Consider the following 20173-nt stretch of genomic DNA (forward strand, 5'->3'; position numbering starts at 1 on the left):
ACTCACCGTAGGCGCGGGGCTGTTGTGGACGACCCGTCGACCGTGACCGTCCCGGTGCGGGTGAGCGCGTCGCTGCCGAGCCCGGCCAGTACGGTCATGAGACCCCGGCCGGGGAAGGCCCTGTCAGCAGTGACCCCGGTGGGCGTACAGCGACACGCGGGCGCCGTGCGGACGGAGCGTCCGGCACTCCTCGAACCCCTGGGACAGCGCGGCCCGTTTCGCCGCCTCGCTCGGCGACTCGTCCAACGGCTCGCCCTCGGGGTCGCTCAGGACGACGATCCGCTGTTCGTGGCGGATGCGGGAGCTGATGGTGGAAGCGGGCAGTTCGGTGCCGTAGAGCCATCCCGACCGGTCCGCGGTCCCGGTGCTCGCGAGGTCGTGCAGGCCCGTGAAGGTCTGCGGGCTGGTCAGTGACCACACGCGGCGGCGGCCCGGCTCGTAGAGCACGCCGTCTCCTGGCGCCGCCAGCTGCCGTACGGCGTGGGCGATGGCGGTGGCGTCGTCACGGCGGCTGTCGGGTGTGCGCAGGTGCGGGGAGTGGACCGACACGGCGAGGACCGCGAGGGCGACCGCCGCGAGCGCGGGCTTCCGGGTGCGCCGGCCGCGCAGGGACCGGTCGAGGACGGCGCCGACCAGGAGTGCCTGCCCGGCGATGCCGTAGAGGACGTAGCGGTCCACGAACAGGGGGTGGACGAGCGAGGCCAGCAGGAGGATCGCGCCGGGGAGCACGGCCAGCGGCAGGGCGATCCGGACCAGCCGGGCCTCACGGGAGTCGTCACCTGTTCCGGGAAACGGCAGCCCGCGCCACGCGCGGGAGTCGGCACCGGTCGCGGAGTACGGTGCCGGTCGCGGCAGCAGCAGGCGGGCGCACCACACGGAGACCGTGCCCGCGCCCAGGTACCAGGCCAGCCCCCCGACATCCACGCCGATCCAGGACACCTGCGCCGACTGGCCCGTGCTGAGCAGCGCGAGCGGCGCGACCCCGGCGACGGCGACGAACGCGGCGGCGGCCCAGCGCCGCCGTAGGTCCCGGGGCACCGCACAGACATGTGCGGCCAGGGCCAGCATCGCGAACTCGTGCAGGAGTCCCGCCGTCAGCATCAGGACCGTGTATCCGGCCCACGCCCAGGCGGACCGGCTGCGGATCGCGCGTATCAGGAGATACGTCGCCCATACGACGCACGCCGTGACCAGGGCGTAGGAGCGGCCCTCCTGGGCGAAGCGCTGCACCTGTGGTGTCACGGCGAACAGGACGCCGGCCAGCACCCCCGCGCGCGGCCCGGCGAGCCGTCGGCCGAGGACGGTGACGCCCGCGGTGGCGACGGCCGCGGCGGCCACCGAAGGCAGCCGCATCACCAGCAGCGGGTCCACCGAGCCGAAGACGCGGAACATGCCGTGCATCAGCAGGTAGTAGAGCGAGTGGACGAGGTCCACGTGCGCGGCCGTGGCCCGCAGCTCCGGGAGGGTGCGGTGGGCCATGTCGTACGTCACCGCCTCGTCGCGCCAGACGCTTCCGCCCCGCCGGACGCCCCACAGGCCGAGGGCGAGGGACAGGAGGGTGGGCAGGGCTATGCGGCCGAGCAGGTGGAGGCGCCGGCGCCGGGGGGCGGGATGAACCGGCGCAGGTGCGGTGACCCGAGGACGGAGAAGGGACGCGGTACTGATGGGTGGCTCCGAGGGGGTGTGCTGTCCACTCGTCGGGAAGGGGTGGCACGACGTCGGGGGACTGCGGGGCGATCGTGTGGATGGACGTCAGGGCCTCGACGACCTGACGGCGGCCGTGGCGATGTCGGCGACCGCCGGGGAGGCGCCGTGCCGGATGAGCGGGACACGCGTGGTTCCCCGGTGCCCGGTCCGCCGGAGTCCGGCTGACCTGACCGAGACTGGCAACCCGAGAGTTGACGCTCACCCCCCTCCACCAGGGAATTCAATCCGGCGAGGTATTCCGGGGGCCGATGCGTGGGGCCGCTCCGAGACTGTCGTCCCGGCCACATCGGGCGGGAACCACGTGACGTCCGTTCGGCGTGGAACGTATGTTCGTCGTCGTTGAACGTGCTTTTCGTGTGGTGTGCGGAAAATGTGGGGAAGTGGGTGAGCCCGTGGGGCGCCCGGAGACACCGGTGGACCGCGAGGCGGGTCCCGTGCAGCGGCTCGCCCATGAGCTGCGGGGGCTGCGCGGGGCGGCCGGGAGTCCGTCGTACCGGACCATGGCCGAGGCCGCCGAGTTCACGGCAGCAACGTTGTCAAAGGCGGCGAAGGGCGAGCGCCTGCCCTCGCTCGCCGTGCTCCAGGCGTATGTGCGGGCGTGCGGGGGCGACCCGGCGGAGTGGGAGTCGCGCTGGAAGGAAGCCGAGGCGGAGGTCGCCGGGCAGCGGAGGGACGATGAGGACGAGGTCCCGCCGTACCGGGGGCTGGCGCGGTTCGAGCCGGGGGACCGGGAGCTGTTCTTCGGCCGGGACCGGCTGATCGGGGAACTGGGCGCGTTGGTGCGCGGGCACCGGTTCGCGGTGGTGTTCGGCGCGTCGGGGAGCGGGAAGTCGTCGTTGCTGCGGGCCGGGCTGATCCCGCGGCTTCAGGAGGAGGCCGCGGAACTGGGGCGCCCGGCGGTGCTGCGGGTGTTCACGCCGGGGGCCCGGCCGGCCGAGACGTACGGGCATCTGCTGGCACCGGCGGACGGCGAGCCGGACAGTTATGTGGTCGTGGACCAGTTCGAGGAGGTCTTCACGCTCTGCCGGGACAAGGCGGAGCGGACCCGGTTCATCGACCTGCTGCTCACCGCCCGCGAACCCGGCAGCCGGCTGAAGGTGCTCGTCGCCGTACGCGCCGACTTCTACGCGCGGTGTGCCGAGCACCGGGAGCTGGCTCAGGCGTTGTCCGGCGCCGGGATGCTGGTCGGGCCGATGAGCGCGGACGAACTGCGGGACGTGGTGATCAAGCCCGCTCAGACGGCCGGGTTCGTCGTGGAGCGGGAGCTGGCCGCGCGGATCGTCGAGGAGGTCCTGGACGAGCCCGGCGGGCTGCCGATGCTCTCGCACGCCCTGCTGGAGACCTGGCGGCGCCGACGCGGCCGGATGCTGAGCCTCGCCGCGTACGAGACGGCGGGCGGGGTGCGCGGCGCGATCGCGGCGACCGCCGAGGAGGTGTACGGGAAGCTGTCCGAGGAGGAGGCGCGCACCGCCCGGCGGGTGCTGCTGCGGATGATCGAGCCGGGGCAGGGCACTCCCGACACCGGGCGTCCGCTGACCGGGGCCGAGCGGGACGAGTGGCGGGACCCGTCGGTCGGGACGGTGCTGGAGAGGCTGACCCGCGCCCGGCTGCTGAGCGTCGACGACGACGGTGTCCATCTCGCCCACGAGGCGCTGATCACCTGCTGGCCCAGGCTGCGCGGCTGGATCGAGGAGGACCGGGAACGGCTGCGGCACCACCGCCGGCTCACCGAGGCGGCCCGCGTCTGGCTGGAGCACGACCGGGACCCCGGCGCGCTGTACCGGGGCGCCCGGCTCGTCCGTACCGAGGAACTGTTCCCCGAACACGCCGACGACCCCGCGCTGACCGTCACCGAACGGGCGTTCCTGACCGCCGCGTTCGAGATCCGTGAGACGGAACACCGGGCCGCCGCCCGGACCAGGCGCCGGGCCCGGACCCTGGTATCGACGCTCTCGGCGGTCCTGGTGGTGGCGCTGGTCGCCGGTCTGGTCGCCTGGACGCAGCACCGCGACAACCAGCGCCGGAGCATCGACGACGCGGCCCGCCGGGTCGCCGAGGTCTCCGACTCCCTGCGCACCACCGACCCGCGTACCGCGCAACTGCTCGGCCTCGCCGCCTGGGGCACCGCCCAACTGCCGGAAACCCGGCGGGCGTTGCTCGGTGCCCTCGCCCAGCCCGAGACGGACGCCTTCACCGACCCCGCGCCCGGGAACAGCCCCCTGCGTTTCCTCACCGACTCGGGCCGCACCCTGCTCAGCGTCGACGGCCGCACCTGGCGGACCTGGAACGTGGTCACGCATCGCCGTATCGCCTCGGGCCGGCTGCCGGCCGGACGGGTCGCCTCGGCCTCGCCCGACGGACGGCTGCTCGCGGTCTACGAGGAGAGCGCCCAGGGCAACGGGGACGAAGGCCTCGTCAGGCTCTGGGACACGGTTACCGGACGGTGGACCGGCGGTGCGCCCCAGTCGACCGTCGCCGGGGTCGACTTCGGCGCCGACGCCCGCAGTTATCTGGAGAGCGGCCCGGACGACGACCGGGTGCGGCTGCGCTCGGTCAGGGACGGCCGGCTGCTGTTCGAGACCCTGGCCCCCGGCTCGGCGGACGTCGCCCCGAGCGCGGACGGGCGGCTGGTGGCCGTCTGCCCCTCCGGCCGCGCACCGCAGGTCTGGGACATCGCCCGCCACCACACGGTGCCCGGTGCCTGGGAGCAGGCCGGCGCGCTCTGCCACGACGACGACCGTTCCTCGGTGGTGTTCGACGGTGGCGGCCGGTTCGCCCTCGTCGACAGCGGCGGGGCGCACGTCTGGGACACCGCGTCGGGACACCAGGTCGCCCACTTCGCCGCTCGGGGCCTGACGTCCGCCGCCTTCAGCGAGGACGGCGACTTCCTGGCCACGGCGGACGGCACCGAGATCAAGGTGTGGCGGCTGTCCTCACCCGACACACCGGTCTTCCGGCACGCCCTGAACAACCAACTCCTCTACCAGGGCCTCACCTGGGACCCCGGCCACCCCCTCCTGCGCTATGTCGAAGGCGGCACCGTCCACACCCTCGACGTCACGGCGGCCGTCACCTCCGCCTGGACCGACCACCCCGTGGACAAGGTCCTGCTCAGCCCGGACGGCCGCACCCTGGCCACCGCCGAACGCACCGGCGGCACCTACCGCGTCCAACTCCGCGAGACCGGCGCCGGACACACGACACGGACGCTGCCCGCCCCTCATCTGCCCGTCTCCGACGATCCCGCCGATCCGGTCGACCCGTCCCACACGCTGGCCATGATGACGTTCAGCCCGGACGGCACCACCTTCGCCTACGGCATCGCCGCCCCCGGCCGGGACGCCACCACCCAGCCTGTCACGGTCTGGGACCTGGACGCCGCTCGTGAGCGCACCACGCCGGACCTGGCGACACCGAGATCCCCCGGGGCCGTGATCACCCTGGCCCTGGGCCCCGGTGGACGCGCCCTGCACGCCGTACGCGCGCCCCGTCTCGGGCACTTGAGCGACGAGACATGGGACACCGCCCGCCACCGACGAACCGCCGTGTTCCCGGCGGTGGACGGCAACCATCTCGCCGTCCGCCCCGATGGACGGCTGCTCGTCGGGGACAACCGCACGTTCCGCCTGCCCTCCGGTACGGTCGGTGCGCCCGACCTCGCCCAGGGCGCCGGGATCGGCGCCCTCACCTTCGCCCCCGACGGCTCCCGCCTCGCGGCCGGCGACGACACGGGCAGGGTCACCCTCTGGGACTCGACCGTCCGACACCGCGCCGGTGTCCTGCGCAACGTCTTCCCGGCCCCGCTCGGTGACTTCCCGGAGGCGGTCAGTGCCCTCGCGATCAGTCCCGACGGCCGCACCCTCGCCGTCGGCGGCGACGCCGGCACCCTCCAGCTCTGGGACACCGCCACCCGGCAACCCCTCGGCGGCCCCCTGACCACCCCCGGCGACTCCATCGACTCCCTGGCCTTCAGCACCGACAGCACGACTCTCTACGCCTCCTCCCTCCACGTCCCTGTCCAGCGCTACACCGTCGACCCGGCCCGGGCCGTCCCCCGGATCTGCGCGCGCACCGGGGGCGCCGAGCCGACCAAGGACCAGTGGCGCACGTACCTACCCGATGTGCCGTATCGGAGGGTGTGCAGGGGGTGAGGTGCCGACTGCGTCCGGCCAAGCCCGGGGGAACGGCACCCGCAGGGACGCGGTGGTGACCGGGGTGTGTTCGGCGGACGCGTGGAGGCGTCCGTCGCGGAGGACGGCCGCCCCGCTGCGGAGCATCGAGTCGACGAGTTCGGCGGCGAGCGCCTCGGGTGTACGGCCCAGGAGGCGTGCCGCGTCGGCCAGCCAGGCCCGGGCGTGGAGGTAGCACTCGGCCTCGGCGGTGGGCAGTCCGTCGCGGATCATCAGGGCGAAGGCGAAGATCCGCCGTGCGCCGTACCAGACCGCTCCGGCGGGGTCGTCGACGAGGCGTTGGGCGCGGCGCAGCGCGGCGCCGAACGCGGCGCCGGGGTCTTCGGGGATCGGGCCGTGGGAGGGCAGCAGGACACGCGGGGCGAGGTCGGCCAGTCGGTGCAGGGAGTCGAGTGCGGTGGTGGCCGCCTCGGGTCCGTCGAGGGCGAGGTTCACCCAGCCGACGTCGTAGCCGGACAGGGTGTCCCCGACCGCCAGCAGCCGTTCCTCGGGCTGCCACAGGCACAGGTGCCCGGGAGTGTGCCCGGGTGTGTCCACGACCTGCCAGTCGGTGTCCCCGAGCCGGAGGAGCTGCCCGTCGTGGAGTGGCCGGTCGACGGTGTAGGGGGCGACGGGCTGGTCGAGGTACTCCGCCAGGCAGCAGCCGGGATCACGGCGGCCAACGGCCTTGGCGTCCAAGGCACTTGCCGCCACACCGGCGCCCATCGCCTGGAGCCGCGCGTTTCCGCCCACGTGGTCGGAGTGCCAGTGGGTGTTGACGACCAGGGCGATGTTCCCGGCGCGGGCGTGTGCCCACGCTGCCGTCTCCTCCGCGTGACCGACGAAGCCGCTGTCGACGAGGGCGGGGCAACGGCCGTGCAGCAGAAGGAGGTTGGCGTCGGGGAACGGTCTGCGCTGCCAGGTCACCCAGGTGGGGAGTCGATCCGCAGCGCCCGCGCTCATCAGTGACCTCCTTGAGTGGTGGGCGAGTTGGCATGCGGGTCACCAGACGCCGGTACCGATCGGCAGCCATGGCTCACCACTCGGCCGGGCGCCCCTTGAGCTGCTGCCAGTAGCGCCGGTGGGCGTGCCGGGCCCGGTCGCTCGTCATCCCGGCGGGCAGCTCGGCGTCGAGCGGGTCGGCTAGTTCGGCGATGTCGCGCAGGGCGGCGGCCTGGCAGGCCCGCTTGGTGAACGCGTACTGCTCGACGCAGTCCTCGGGTGTCAGCCCGGCGACGGCGACCGCACGCTCCAGCAACTCCTCGGCAGGCACCACCTCGTGGACCATGCCCAGCGCGAGCGCCTGGTCCGGGGTGAAGATCTCCCCGAGCAGACAGGTGCGGGCGGCGACCGGATCGCCCCAGGCGTGGGCGAGCATACGGACGTAGACGGCGGGCATCGGGATGCCGATGGGCACCTCGTTGAGACCGAACCGCGTCGATCCGTCGGCGACCGCGACGCGGTAGTCGCAGACGGCGGCGGTGATCAGCCCTCCGGCGAAGGCGTGCCCGTTGACCGCGGCGACCGTGGGGCGCGGGTAGGTGAACAGGCGCATGTTGGTGGCCCGGTAGTCCTGGAACCAGGACGCGACGGCAGCCGGGTCGCCCGCGAAGAGCGGGAAGTGTTCGCCCAGGTCGAGACCGGCGGAGAAGCGGGCACCGGTGCCGGTCAGTACGACGGGGGACTGCGCGTGGTCGCGTTCGAGCCGGTCGAACGCCTCGTGCAGATCGGCGAAGAAGGCACGGTTCTGCGCGTTGACCGGGTTGGTCGTCATGGTCACGACGGCGACGCGACCGCGCCGCTCGATCGTCCAGCTCATGCTCGGTCTCCTTCGGTGCGGGGCGTGCCGCCTGGGTGCACACCGTCGGTTCGGGCCTCCAGCGCGCGGATCACCGCTGCCATGTCCTCGTCGCCGTGGCCCTGCGCGACGGTCTCGCCGAAGAGGGTGTGGCAGACGTCGAGGAGAGGGGAGGCCAGATCCGCCTTCCGGGCGGCCTCGGCGATCAGGCGGTTGTTCTTCAGTACGTCGGTCGCGGCGGCCTGCACGCTGAAGTCGCGGGCGACCAGCTTGGCCGCCTTGACGCGGGAGACGGCGCTGGCCATCGGGCCGGCGTCCAGGACGTCCCGGAGGAGGCGTTGGTCGAGTCCGTGCCGGTCGGCGAAGTGGAAGGCCTCGGCGAGACCGGTGGCCAGGGTGATGAGGAAGAGGTTGACCGAGAACTTCATCAACAGGGCGCCGGGGACCGGTCCGCAGACGAACGTCTCCCGGCACATGGGCGCGAGCAGCGGTCGTACGGCGGCCACGGCGTCGTCCTCCCCGGCCAGCATCGCCACCAACTCGCCCTGTTCCGCCGGGACTCGGGAACCGGAGACCGGGGCTTCGACGTAACTCCCGCCCGCGGCGCGGATGTCGTCGTGCAGGCTCCCCGAGTACTCGGGCGAGGTCGTGCCCATGTGGACGAGGGTGTGTCCGGCGACGCGGGTGGCGAAGTCCGGGGTGCCGCGCCCCAGGACGGTGTCGAGGGCGGTCTCGTCGGCGAGCATGAGGAACACGGTGCCGGCGCGCTCGAAGACCTCGGCGGGCCGCGCGGCCACCTCGGCTCCGGCGGCGCGCAGGGGCTCGTACCGGGCGGGGGTCCGGTTCCACACGACGAGGGGCGTGCCGGCACGGGCGAGGTTGAGGGCCATGGGCTGTCCCATGACTCCGAGCCCGATGAAACCCACGTACGCCACACCGCACCGCCATGTCCGCTCCGAGCCGGGACCGGGTCGTCCCGGCCACCGACTATGACAGCGGTCATGGTAGCCCCTTCCCGTGACGGTGGTCATAGAGTGGGGTTCCGGAAGGTTTGCGCAGGGGCTGGAGGGCGGGATGGCGGCGACGGAGACGGCCGGGCGTGGGCCGCGTGAGCGCATGGTGTTCAGCGCGGCGCAGCTCATCCGGCGCGACGGGGTCGGGGCCACGGGAATGCGGGAGGTCGCCGCGCACGCGGGAGCGCCGCGCGGTTCGCTCCAGCACTACTTCCCGGGCGGCAAGGAACAGCTGGTCAACGAGGCGGTGGGCTGGGCCGGGCGGTACGCAGGCAACCGGATCGCCCGCTTCCGCGCCGCGCTGCCCGAGGCGACGCCCAGTGGGCTGTTCGCCGCGATGGTGCGCCAGTGGACCGACGAGTACGAGGCCCTCGGCTTCGCGGGCGGCTGCCCGGTGGCCGCCGCCACGGTGGACTGCGCGGAGTCCACCGTGTCCACGCGGGAGGCGGCGGCCGACGCGTTCGCCGGCTGGACCGGGCACGTGGCCCTGGCGCTCGCGGACATGGGTGTTCCCGAGGAGCGGACCGGGGCCCTCGCCACGCTCATGGTCGGCTCCCTGGAAGGCGCGATCCTCATCGCCCGGGCCGAACAGGACGTCCGGGCCCTGACGACCGTGGCCCGGGAACTCGGACCCCTCCTGGACGCGGCCGTGGTCAGTACGGCCGACTGACCGGACGGCCGCGTCCAGGAGTGCGCTGCGCCTGCCCGAGCAGCGGAGGCCTCCTGCTGTACGCCGGATGTCGTGAGGAGCGGGCGGGCGACGCGCCGGGTCGTCGAGACGGAACGCGAAGATCCTGAATACGGCCGACGTCGGCAACGGTTCCGCCGGCGTGGACGTCAGCGCAGCCCGAAGCCTTCCGACCAGTCCGCGATCTCCCCGACCGTCGCGTTGCCCCCGCACACCACCAGTCCGAGCCGGGCGCCGTCCCCGACCCGCTCCAGCACCTGCCGGGCGGCGGGCAGCAGACAGCCCGCGGCGGGCTCGGTCCACACCTTGGCGTGCTCGGCGAGGTCGAGACACCCCCGCACGGCGTCCCGGTCGGAGACCGTCAGCACCTCGGTGACGAGGGCCGACACATGGTCGTACGTCAGCTGCGACACGGCCGGCGCGCTGAGCGTGGTCACGATCGACGACGGCGTGACGGGCACCGGGCCACCCGCCGCCAGCGCCGCGGACATCGCCTCGGCGCCCTCGGTCTCCACACCCCAGACCCGGATGCCGGGCCGCAGGGCGTGCAGGGCGGCGGCGATCCCGGCGATCAGGCCACCGCCGCCGATGCTGACCAGTACGTCGGTCAGTTCACCGGCGTCGTCCGCGAACTCCAGCCCCACGGTGCCCTGTCCGGCGATCACCACCGGGTCGTCGAACGGGTGGACCAGGGTCAGCCCCTCGTCCCGCAACCGGTTCACCAGCGCGAACGCGCTCGGCATGTCGTCGGCCGTCCGCAGCGTCGCGCCCGCCGCCTCCACCAGCGCGACGGACCGCGCCGACGCCGAACGCGGCATGACCACCGTCGCCTTCACATCGAGCGCCGCCGCCATGACCGCCAGCGCGATCCCGTGATTGCCGCCGCTCACGGCCACCACCCCGGCCGCCAACTCGGCCTCGCCGAGCGACAGCAGCTTCGCCGTCGCACCGCGCGCCTTGAAGGAACCCGTGCGCTGCAACAGTTCGAGTTTCGTCGCGACCGGGACACCGAGCAGCTCGGAGAGCCCGAAGCTCTCCACGGTCGGGGTGCGTACGACGTGTCCGGCGATCCGCTCGGCGGCGGCTTCGATGTCCGAGATGCCGATCAAGGCAGTCATCCTTCCGGCACGGGGACAGGTGACCCGTGCCGCCTCGACCCTGACGCGGAAAGGACGCACAGGTCAACACGTTTCGGAGGGCGCGGCGCACCAGGATCTCCAGCGACGCCCGCAGGCCGCCCACGGGCCCGGTCTCAGTGCGGCTGGGCCTTCTGCGGGGTCACCTCGCTGGGCCGTACGACGACGAACCCCTCGCCCTGGAGCATGAGTTGGACCGCCTCGCCGGAGCCGCCGCGCAGCATCGAGCCGATGGACTGCGAACGGTGCAGCGAGGTCTGGAGGTTGGCCGACCAGCCGACCACCGCGTCCGTGTCGACGAACACCGGGTACTGCGGCGAGACGGGTATGACCAGCGGGTTGCCCTCGCAGACCAGGCCCAGCTTGCCCTGCCCCGTGAAGACGCTGTTGAAGAGGCCCCCGCCCGCGATACCGGAACCCTTCACCGTCTTGATCGCGTACGACAACGAGGCGTCGAAACACAGCACGTTGCGGCCGTTGACGGTGAACTCGTCACCGGGGTCGATCTCGACCACGAAACAGTTCTGCGCCTCGTGCGCGAACCACGCCTCGCCCTGCCCGCGCACCGCCATCAACGGCAGGCCCTCCCCGGTGACCGCGCGCTTGAGCATGCCGCCCACGCCCTGGCCCTTGCGCTCGAACTGGAGGTTGCCGCGGTAGGCGATCATCGCCCCCTGGCGGGCGAGCATCTCGCCGTTGACCGCGTACCTGATGCACTTGGCATTCTCCACGGTCATGCCCGGCGCGGTGGCCGGCTGCACCATGTGCTCACTGGAAAACAGATCACCCTTCATGCGGGCATCCTGACCCGGAAGATCTCGTTCCGCCAAGATCGTGGAGGGGGTCGGCTCTCTCGCGCGGTCAGGCGCCGAAGAGTTGCGTCCAGTACGTCCCCATCTGCCCGCCGCCCGCGAAGCCGATGCCTATATGAGTGAAGTCCGGCTTGAGGATGTTGGCGCGGTGGCCGGGGCTGTTCATCCAGCCCTCCACGACCTCGGCGGGGGAGCGCTGCCCGCAGGCGATGTTCTCGCCGATCGTCCGCCTGCGCGAGCCTGCGGCGGCGGCCCGGTCCCAGGGCTGGGAGCCGTCGGGCGAGGTGTGCGAGTAGAAGGCGCGGGCCACCATGTCCGTGCTGTGCGCCTGCGCGGCGGTGGCCAGCAAGGGGTCTACGGCCAGGGGAGGCAGCCCGGCCCTGGCACGCTCCCCGTTGGTCGACTCGACGACTTGCGCCGCCGTTCGGGCCAGGTTGCCCGCGGTGATCGGCGTGGCCCACACCGCCGTCCAGTAGACGTCGCCGGAGCGGGGGCCGACGGCTTGGGCGAGACCTACGTGCGTGAACGCCCGCTCCAGCAGCGTGTGACGGGCCTGTTCGGTGCGGAGGCAGTAGTCGACGAACTCCGCGGGGGTGCGCGGGCCGGAGACCAGGTGTTCGCCGACGGTGAGGTACGCGTACCCGGCGTGGATCACCCGCTGGTACACCGAGGTGCCGTCCCGGCTCTCGGTGCTGAGCCGTCCCGCTGCGGCCATGTCGGTGGCGTGCGCCTGTGCGGCGGAGGCGAGGCGGGGATCGAGGGAGACGGGCGGGGAACCGGCGTCGGCACGCGCCGAGTCGACCAGGGGCAGGAAGCCCGTGGGGTCGGGTGCGGGGGAGGTGGTTCGGGATGCCGAGTGGGGTGGGGGCGCGTACGCCGATCGTCGCGGGTCGGGGACGGTGCCGGGTGCCGTGTCCTCGACGACGTCCACGCCGAAGTCCCGTGCGATACCGGCGAGTCCGTCGGCGTACCCCTGCCCCAGTGCGCGCAGCTTCCAGCCCGGGCCGCGGCGGTAGAGCTCGGCGAGGAGGAGGACGGTCTCCCGTTGGGGTCGGGGCGGGGTGAAGCGGGCGAGGGGGCGGTTGCCCGTGTCCGTGACGTGGAGGGTGGGGGCGGGCAGGCGGCCCAACGGGGTGTCGGGGTCGGCGGGGCTGATGACGACCGTGACGCGGGCGGCGCCGGTGCGGAGGCGGGTCGGGTCGACGGTCAGGGTGTCGCCCTGGAGGCGGGCTCCGGGTGCGGTCGGCTGGTTGTAGAACACGAAGTCCGCGTCGCCGCCGACCTTGCCGCCCTCGTCGGCGATCAGCGCCGACACGTCGAAGGGGCCGGGCACCCGCAGGGTGAGGGCGCCGCCCGGAAGGGGCAGATTACCGCCCGGCACCAGCTCGTTCATGGCACCGCCCTCGCTTTTCGTGTCCGGGGGAGAGTCCGGTGGGGGAGTCCGTCCTCCACTCAACGTCCCGTCGGGGCGCGAGGGTTCCCGTACGACGTGGGTGGGGGCCGCGAAGGAAAGGCCCCCACCGTCACGCGCACTCAGTCCCGGGCGATCCCCGGCGCGATGTCCTCGTAGGCCACCTTCCGTTCGGTGACCGAGGATCCTCGGCCGGTGAGTGGCGAGCCCTGGATCGCCTTTGTCCGCTTGCCGCAGAACGCCGATTCCAGGGTGCCCGCCATCGTGTTCAGGACCGTGCCGTTGTTGGAGGTGTTGGCCAGCGCGGTGAGGCTGCGGCGGCCGTCCTTCGAGGTGAAGGAGTAGGTGTAGAAACCCTGGACCGCGCCCGTGTGGCCGTACACGGAGACACCGCAGGACAGATCGCGGCGGCGCAGCCCGAGACCGTAGCGCGTGGTGCTGTTGACCTGAGTCCACCGTTCCATCTGCGCGAGCTGGGCCGCGGAGGTGAGCCTGCCGCCGAGCAGTGCGGAGAAGAAGGTGTTCAGGTCGTGCGTGGCGGAGATGATCGCGCCGGCGCTCTGCGCCCAGGAGACCGTCTGGTTCGTCGCGTCGACCAGCGGCGCGCCCGCCCGGTCCGGCGTGAGATAGCCGTGGGCGAACCGGCCCGGGATCTTCGTGTCCGGGTGGACGTAGAAGGTGTCGCGGAGTCTGAGCGGCTCGATGATGCGGTTGCGGTACTCGGTCCCCACGGAGTGGCCCGTCAGCTTCTCGATGAGCATTCCGGCGACCACGAAGTTGGTGTTCGAGTACGAGTAGGCGGCGCCCGGCGCGTTGGTGCGCGCGTGCCGGAGCGAGAGCTGCACCAGCTGCCGGTAGGTGAAGACCTTGTCGCGCACGGCCTCGAAGCCGGAGACCGAGCTGGCGAACAGGGTGTTCGTGTAGTCGTAGAGACCGCTGCGGTGGCTCAGCACGTGGCGCACGGTGATCCGCGTGTCGGGCAGCAGACCGGGGAGGTAGTGGTCGACCGAGGTGTCCAGGTTCAGCTTGTGCGCGTCGACCAGTTGGAGCAGGACGACCGCCGAGAACGACTTGGTGACGCTGCCGATGCGGAAGCGGTCGGCGTCGCCGATGGCCCGGCGTGTCGCGCGGTCGTCGATGCCGGCGGCTGCCGTGCGGACGGTTCCGCGGTCGTCGATCCGGGCGATCGCCCCGGGCGCGCCCTGTGTCGTGAGTGTGCGCAGTACGGCGCGGAGGCCCGCCATGTCGGGGGCCGGAAGCGTGGCCGCCGCGGTGCTCGTGGTGTCCGACCCGTGGGTCGCCGCCTGCGCCGGTACCGCCGTGAGCGTCAGCAGCGCCGCCGCCGACGCCGTGGCCCTGCGCACCGTTCTGTAGACCGTCCGGTCCATCCGGTTCTCTCCCGTCCTCTGTATGCGAGATCGGTCACAGTCGCGCGAGGCAACCTTCTCGCATCCCGTCACATCTCCACAGTCGACGCACAGTTGGTCATTCGCTGATCACTGAGCGACGTGGATTCGCAAAGTATTGCCATGAAAGGTGCGGAAAGCGTTCATTTCCGCTTTACATGTGCATGACCGATCCATAAGGGTTTCGTCCCGGGGCCCGACCAGCCCCCTGGGCGTGTTCAACCGCGCCCTGTCTCAAGGCGGTTGGTGATCCCGGCCGCCTTCGAACGGAGGAGCCCTCATCCATGCGTAGACCCCACATACGCAGCCTGGCGGTCGCCGTCGCGGTGACGACGGCCGCCACGGGGCTGGCCGGAACGGCCTTCGCGGGACCGGCCACGGGGACGGACCGGGCGGTGGCGTCCACCGACGCCACCACTGCCGCGTCGGTCGTCGGCGCCGCGCGTGCCGCCGCCTTCGCGCACGCGTCGGCGACCGGTGTCACACAGGGCGACGAACTCCGGGCCCAGGACGTGATGATCGACCCCGAGGGCGCGCGGCATGTCCGCTTCCTGCGCACGCACCAGGGCATGCCCGTCCTCGGCGGCGATCTCGTCGTCCATCTGTCCCACCGGCTGGCCTACACCGGCGTCACCCGCGCGGCCGACCACAGCGTGAAGCCCGCCACCACGCAGGCGAGGCTGACGGCCGACCAGGCCGAGGCGAAGGCCGCCGCCGTCGCCGAGGGCGACGCGGGCACCGCCGAACTCGTCGTCGACGCCCGGACGGGGGGAGCCGCCCTCGCCTACCAGGTGCCCGTCAGCGACAGCGGCACCGCCGAGGCCGCCGGCACGCGCACGGTCGTCATCGACGCCGTCACCGGCAAGGTCCGCAGCAACACCCCCGACAGCGACGAGTTCCTCTCGCCCGAGCTGCTCGACACCCTGCGCGAGCGCGGCCAGACCCTGAACCCCGCCACCGGGACCGTCGCACCCGCGACGGCGCTGACCGGAGCCGCCGCGACCCGCGCGGTGCACTACCCCGTCACCGCCTCGGGCACCGGCAGCTCCCTCTTCGCCGGCAAGGTGCCGCTGACCACCACCCGCACGGCACGCACCAGCTACCTCCTCAAGGACCCGACCCGCTGGGGCACCGAGACCCGCGACGCCAAGGGCCAGGAACTGGAGAACTTCGCACAGGGCAAGAAGTTCACCAGCACCACCAACAAGTGGGGCAACGGAGCCGTCTCCCACCGCGACAGCGCCGCCGTCGACGCCCAGTACGGCATCACCAAGACGCTGGACTTCTACAAGAAGACCTTCGGCCGCAAGGGCATCGAGAACAACGGCAAGGCCGCCCGCGGCATGGTCCACTTCGGCAAGAAGGTGGGCAACGCGTTCTGGGACTCGACCTGCGACTGCATGCTGTACGGCGACGGCGACGGGGACATGCTCAAGAAGCCGCTCGTCGTCCTCGACGTCACCGGCCACGAACTCACCCACGGAGTCGTGGACGCCACCGCCAAGCTGGAGCCGACCCGCGTCGACGAGAACGGCAACCAGTACGGCGAAGCGGGCTCCCTGAACGAGTCCCTCGCGGACATCTTCGGCTCCAACGTCGAGTTCAGCGCCAACAACGCGAAGAACCCGCCGAACTACCTGATCGGCGAGAAGCTCGGCCTCACCCAGAAGTTCCTGCGGCGGCTCGACCACCCCTCCCTCGACAAGCTCGAAGGCGCCATCGACTACTGGTCGCCGCAGACCTACGACGCCGAGGTGCACGCCGGCTCCGGTGTCTCCTCGCACGCCTACTACCTCCTCGCGGAGGGCAGCGGACGCAAGACGATCGGCGGCTTCGCCTACGACTCGCCCACCTACGACGGGTCGACGGTCACCGGCATCGGCCGCGCCAAGGCCACGGCGATCTTCTACCGCGCGCTCACCCGCTACATGGTGTCCACCACCGACTTCCACGACGCGCGCCTCGCGACACTGCAGGCGGCGGCGGACCTCTACGGCGCGAACAGCGTGGCGTACCAGACCGTCGACCAGGCCTGGGCCGCCGTGAACGTCACGGTCGCCAACACCCCTGCCGCCAGGCACTGATGACCCTCCGGGTGCCCTGCCACGAGCGGGGCACCCCGACCCCCGGCCTCAGAGCCACTGCTTCTCGACCTCCTCGGACACGGTGAACACCGCCTCGCAGGAAGGGCAACTGGCCTTCCCGAACACATACGTCAACGCCGTCGCGACCTCCGTCTGCCCGAACTCGACCGCCTCGCCGTGCAGCCGCGCACCGATGCCGTCGAGCTGGTCGGGCGTGGCCGGTACGAGTTCCGTGCGGCCCTCCGTGTCCTCCTTGCCCGCGCCCGTCACGTAGTCACCGGCCGAGGTGAAGATGCCGTACGAGCCGAACGCGACGAAGAGACCCTCCTCGCACTCGGGGCATTCGAGGTCGTACTCCTCGCTGTTCACCCCTTCCAGGGCCTCGGCCCACACGCTGCTGTCCTCGAAGGCGAGCACGGCCATCTGCAGGTAGACGAAGGTGTGCGAGTCCTGCGACGGGTCGGCGCGCAAACGGCGTGCCACGGCGAGGAGTTCGGCTATCTCGCGCGCGTACCGCTTGCGGCAGAGCTCGTCCGGGTCCGTGGTGATCAGCCCGGCCATGGTGACCGCCTGTATCGGCCCGCCAGGTGCCCGGCCCAGCGCGATGTCGACGAGCACGGGCATCGCCGCCCAGCTCGCGTCGTAAACAGAGCCCTGGTGGCACAGCGACCCCCACAGCTCCTGCCACACGTCGTCGTCCTCGGTGCCGCCGAGGCGTGCGAACAGGCCCGGGATGTTCTCGGCGCTGCCGTAGGCGTGGGTCAGCTCGGACCAATCGATCGTCGTCATACGGCGATTGTGCCGTCCGGCACTGACAACGCGACCCCGGCCCGCACCAACTCCGCTCAGGCGCCGCACAACATGCCTTCGACGAATCCTGCTTCTTTTATTGACGACGGAAAAGAAGGCATCTAGGTTCCGGCCATGCGCTCGATCCCCCGTACCGAGTCGTTCCCGGCCCATACGCCGGCCGTCTCCCAGGTGTTCACGATCGTCCTGTCCCACGGCCCCCTCACCCGTCTCGAGGTGGCCCGCAGGGCAGGGCTGTCGGCGGCGGCCGTGACCAAGGCGGTCCGGCCGCTGATGGAGGCCGGGTACCTGGCGGAGGGTGCCGACGAGGACGCGCCCCCGGCGCTCGGGCGGCCCGCGAACCTCGTCCGGGTCGACGGCGGGCGCGCGCTGTTCATCGGGGTCAAGGTGACCGGCGACGAGATCATCGGCGTCCTCACCGACCTGTGCTGCCGCATCCGCGTCGCCCGCCATGTGCCGCTGACCGACCACGATCCCAAGGCGGTGCTGACGTCGATCGCGGACCTGACCCAGGAACTCCGCACCGAGGCCGACGACCTCGGCGTACGGGTCCTGGGCCTGGGACTCGCCGTCTCCGGCGACGTGGACCGCGCGGAAGGGGTCGTCCGCTACTCGCCGTTCCTGGAGTGGCGTGACGTACGCCTGGCCGAACTCGCCGCCATGACCACCGGGTTGCCGGTCACCGTCGACAACGACGTACGCGCGCTGACCGTCGCCGAGCAGTGGTTCGGTGCCGGCGCGGGCCTCACGGACTTCGCCGTGGTGACCGTCGGCGCCGGCATCGGCTGCGGACTGGTCGTGCACGGCCAGGTCGTCGCCGGCGCCCACGGAGTGGCCGGCGAGATCGGCCATGTCGTCGTCGACCCCGCCGGGCCCCGCTGCCACTGCGGCAACCGCGGTTGCGTCGAGGCGATCGCCGGGGACGCGGCGATCGTCGCCCGCGTCCGGGAGGTGACGGGGGTCCAAGTCGCCAACACAGAAGAGGCGTTGGCCCTCGCGCACCACGGCGACACCGGAGCACGCGAGGTGTACGCACGGGCCGGGGACGCCATCGGCCGGGGCATCGCGACCGTGGCCAACCTGCTCGGCCCCGAGCGCGTGATCATCTCCGGCGAGGGACTCGCCGCCTACGACCTGTTCGCCGAGCAGATCCGCGACTCCTTCGCCGAGGCCGCGTTCGGCTCCGCCGCCCGGTGCGACGTACAGACCCGCCCCCTGCCCTTCGACGAGTGGGCGCGCGGAGCCGCCGCCACCGCGATCCAGTCCTTCATCCGGTCGGACACCTGACCAAGCCCCGCACGATCACACTCCTACCCGCACGAGGAGCCCGACGATGTACTCGCTCACGCCCGTTCGCGCCCTGAGAGCCATGGTGGTCCTGGCCCTCACCGCCGGCTTCGCCACCCACATCCCCGCCGCGCACGCGGACACGGCACCGACCGTCGCGGCCAAGCCCTATATGGGCTGGTCGAGTTGGAGCATGCAGTCGTCCAAGTACCCCGGCCTCAACCCGGACGGCGACTACAGCTACCTCACCGAGGCGAACGTCACCAAGCAGACCGACGCGCTCGCCGCCAAGCTGAAGAAGTACGGCTACGACCACGTCAACATCGACGCCGGCTGGTGGCGCGACAACAGTTGGAAGCCCGAGTACGACCAGTACGGTCGACAGGCAGCCGACCCCAAGCGCTTCCCCAGCGGCATGAAGGCCGTCGCCGACCGCATCCACTCCAAGGGTCTCAAAGCCGGCATCTACCTGCCGGCGGGCCTGGAGAAGGAGGCCTACAACGGCGGCAACACGCCGATCCGGAACGCCGACGGCTGCACCACCGCCGACATCGTCTACAGCGACCTGCGCACCACCAACGGCTGGGACAGCTCGTACAAGCTCGACTTCTCGCGGCCCTGCACCCAGAAGTACATCGACTCGCAGGCACAGTTGATCGCCGGCTGGGGATACGACTACCTCAAGCTCGACGGTGTGGGCCCGGGTTCGGGGAAGAGCGGTGACCAGTACGACAACGTTGCCGACGTGGCCGCCTGGAACAAGGCCATCACGGCCATCGGACGCCCGATCCACCTCGAACTCTCCTGGTCCCTCGACTACGGGCACGCCGCCGACTGGAAGAAGTACTCCAACGGCTGGCGCATCGACACCGACGTCGAGTGCTACTGCAACACCCTTGTCAGCTGGGAGAATTCGGTCGACGACCGTTGGGACGACGCCCCGGCCTGGACCGGCCAGGCGGGCCCCGGCGGCTGGAACGACCTCGACTCCCTCGACGTCGGCAACGGCGCGATGGACGGCCTGACCAAGGCGGAACGCCAGAGCTACGCGACCCTCTGGGCCGTGGCCAAGTCCCCGCTCTTCACCGGTGACGACCTCACCCGCCTCGACGACTACGGCCTCTCCCTGCTGACCAACCGCGAGGTCATCGCCGTCGACCAGAGCGACGCGCCGCCCGCCCGTCCCCTCACCCCCTCGGACTCCCAGCAGGTCTGGGCCGCCAAGAACCCCAACGGCACTTACACCGTCGCCCTGTTCAACCTCGCCGACGCCCCCGCCGCCGTCTCCGCGAACTGGACGGCCCTCGGCTTCACCGGCAAGGCCGCCGTCCGTGACCTCTGGAACCACGAGGACCTCGGCACCTACACCAACAAGGTGACCCAGGCCCTGCCCGCCCACGGCTCGCGCCTGTTCACCGTCACCCCGCACGGCAGCGCCGTCACCACCACCGCCTACGAGGCCGAGGCCACCACCAACACCCTGAGCGGCAACGCGAACATCGCCGACTGCTCGGCGTGCTCCGGCGCCCACAAGGTCGGCAACCTCTACCTAGGCGGCAAGCTCACCATCAACAACATCGTGGTCGCCAAGGCCGGCACCTACCAGGTGAAGATCGCCTACGTCAGCGGTGACGCCCGCTCGGCCCTCATCTCGGCGAACGGCAACGGCGCGACCAGCCACAAGTTCCCGTCCACCGGCGACTGGGGGACCGTGGGGACGGTCAGCGTGCCGGTGACCTTGAAGGCGGGCGCCAACACCGTCACCTTCGACAGCGGTTCGGGCTACGCACCGGACATCGACCGGATCGACGTGCCCAAGTCCTCCTCCTGAGCCGACCCTTTCGGAGACCGT

At 71.8% G+C, this 20173-nt stretch carries 14 protein-coding genes; 5 read left to right on the plus strand and 9 right to left on the minus strand.

What is annotated here, in order from left to right; all coding sequences use genetic code 11:
- Positions 1-123: 123 nt before the first annotated feature.
- Positions 124-1479 carry a glycosyltransferase family 39 protein gene (locus ACIQBL_RS47390; RefSeq protein WP_401955117.1) on the minus strand — a complete coding sequence of 452 codons (1356 nt, stop codon included), beginning with the start codon at positions 1477-1479 and terminating at the stop codon, positions 124-126.
- Positions 1480-2099: 620 nt separating this feature from the next.
- Between ACIQBL_RS47390 and ACIQBL_RS47395 the strand changes: the two genes are divergently transcribed.
- Positions 2100-5858 carry a WD40 repeat domain-containing protein gene (locus tag ACIQBL_RS47395; protein WP_401955207.1) on the plus strand — a complete coding sequence of 1253 codons (3759 nt, stop codon included), beginning with the start codon at positions 2100-2102 and terminating at the stop codon, positions 5856-5858.
- On the opposite strand, the gene ACIQBL_RS47400 is transcribed toward ACIQBL_RS47395, so the two are convergent.
- The 3 genes from ACIQBL_RS47400 to ACIQBL_RS47410 all read right to left on the minus strand — a co-directional run bounded on the left by ACIQBL_RS47400 (position 5820) and on the right by ACIQBL_RS47410 (position 8609).
- On the minus strand, positions 5820-6839 hold the full coding sequence (locus ACIQBL_RS47400; protein WP_401955119.1) for an MBL fold metallo-hydrolase: 1020 nt from the start codon (positions 6837-6839) through the stop codon (positions 5820-5822). The genes ACIQBL_RS47395 and ACIQBL_RS47400 overlap by 39 nt on opposite strands.
- 73 nt (positions 6840-6912) lie before the next feature.
- Positions 6913-7695 carry an enoyl-CoA hydratase/isomerase family protein gene (locus ACIQBL_RS47405; protein WP_401955121.1) on the minus strand — a complete coding sequence of 261 codons (783 nt, stop codon included), beginning with the start codon at positions 7693-7695 and terminating at the stop codon, positions 6913-6915.
- Positions 7692-8609, minus strand: coding sequence for an NAD(P)-dependent oxidoreductase (locus ACIQBL_RS47410; protein WP_401955123.1), 918 nt, complete (start codon positions 8607-8609; stop codon positions 7692-7694). Before ACIQBL_RS47410 ends, ACIQBL_RS47405 begins: the two co-directional genes overlap by 4 nt.
- Before the next feature lie 139 nt (positions 8610-8748).
- Between ACIQBL_RS47410 and ACIQBL_RS47415 the strand changes: the two genes are divergently transcribed.
- Positions 8749-9357 (plus strand): TetR/AcrR family transcriptional regulator, encoded by a 609-nt coding sequence (locus ACIQBL_RS47415; protein WP_401955125.1) that lies wholly within the window; start codon positions 8749-8751, stop codon positions 9355-9357.
- A gap of 167 nt (positions 9358-9524) precedes the next feature.
- Here the strand turns inward: ACIQBL_RS47415 and ACIQBL_RS47420 are convergent, their stop codons facing one another.
- From ACIQBL_RS47420 to ACIQBL_RS47435, 4 genes are all read right to left on the minus strand, one after another.
- Positions 9525-10484 (minus strand): pyridoxal-phosphate dependent enzyme, encoded by a 960-nt coding sequence (locus tag ACIQBL_RS47420; protein WP_401955127.1) that lies wholly within the window; start codon positions 10482-10484, stop codon positions 9525-9527.
- A 143-nt stretch (positions 10485-10627) separates the two neighbouring features.
- A complete protein-coding gene (locus tag ACIQBL_RS47425) occupies positions 10628-11305 on the minus strand; it encodes an AIM24 family protein (RefSeq protein ID WP_401955129.1) in 678 nt (225 codons plus the stop codon).
- 67 nt (positions 11306-11372) lie between these two features.
- Positions 11373-12716: a CAP domain-containing protein gene (locus ACIQBL_RS47430; RefSeq protein WP_401955131.1), complete on the minus strand. Its 1344-nt coding sequence runs from the start codon at positions 12714-12716 to the stop codon at positions 11373-11375.
- Positions 12717-12856: 140 nt separating this feature from the next.
- On the minus strand, positions 12857-14122 hold the full coding sequence (locus tag ACIQBL_RS47435) for a serine hydrolase domain-containing protein (protein WP_401955133.1): 1266 nt from the start codon (positions 14120-14122) through the stop codon (positions 12857-12859).
- Positions 14123-14424: 302 nt separating this feature from the next.
- On the opposite strand from ACIQBL_RS47435, the gene ACIQBL_RS47440 reads away from it, so the two are divergent.
- Complete coding sequence (locus ACIQBL_RS47440; RefSeq protein ID WP_401955135.1) at positions 14425-16224, plus strand: M4 family metallopeptidase; 1800 nt, start codon at positions 14425-14427, stop codon at positions 16222-16224.
- Between the two features lie 48 nt (positions 16225-16272).
- On the opposite strand, the gene ACIQBL_RS47445 is transcribed toward ACIQBL_RS47440, so the two are convergent.
- The gene (locus ACIQBL_RS47445) at positions 16273-17013 is read right to left on the minus strand and encodes a hypothetical protein (protein ID WP_401955137.1); all 741 of its coding nucleotides are present in this window, start codon (positions 17011-17013) and stop codon (positions 16273-16275) included.
- A gap of 135 nt (positions 17014-17148) precedes the next feature.
- On the opposite strand from ACIQBL_RS47445, the gene ACIQBL_RS47450 reads away from it, so the two are divergent.
- Complete coding sequence (locus ACIQBL_RS47450; protein WP_401955139.1) at positions 17149-18321, plus strand: ROK family protein; 1173 nt, start codon at positions 17149-17151, stop codon at positions 18319-18321.
- A gap of 46 nt (positions 18322-18367) precedes the next feature.
- Complete coding sequence (locus tag ACIQBL_RS47455) at positions 18368-20152, plus strand: alpha-galactosidase D (protein ID WP_401955141.1); 1785 nt, start codon at positions 18368-18370, stop codon at positions 20150-20152.
- The last annotated feature ends 21 nt before the right edge of the window (positions 20153-20173 follow it).

The organism is Streptomyces sp. NPDC088350 (genome assembly GCF_044753545.1).
Lineage (GTDB): Bacteria > Actinomycetota > Actinomycetes > Streptomycetales > Streptomycetaceae > Streptomyces.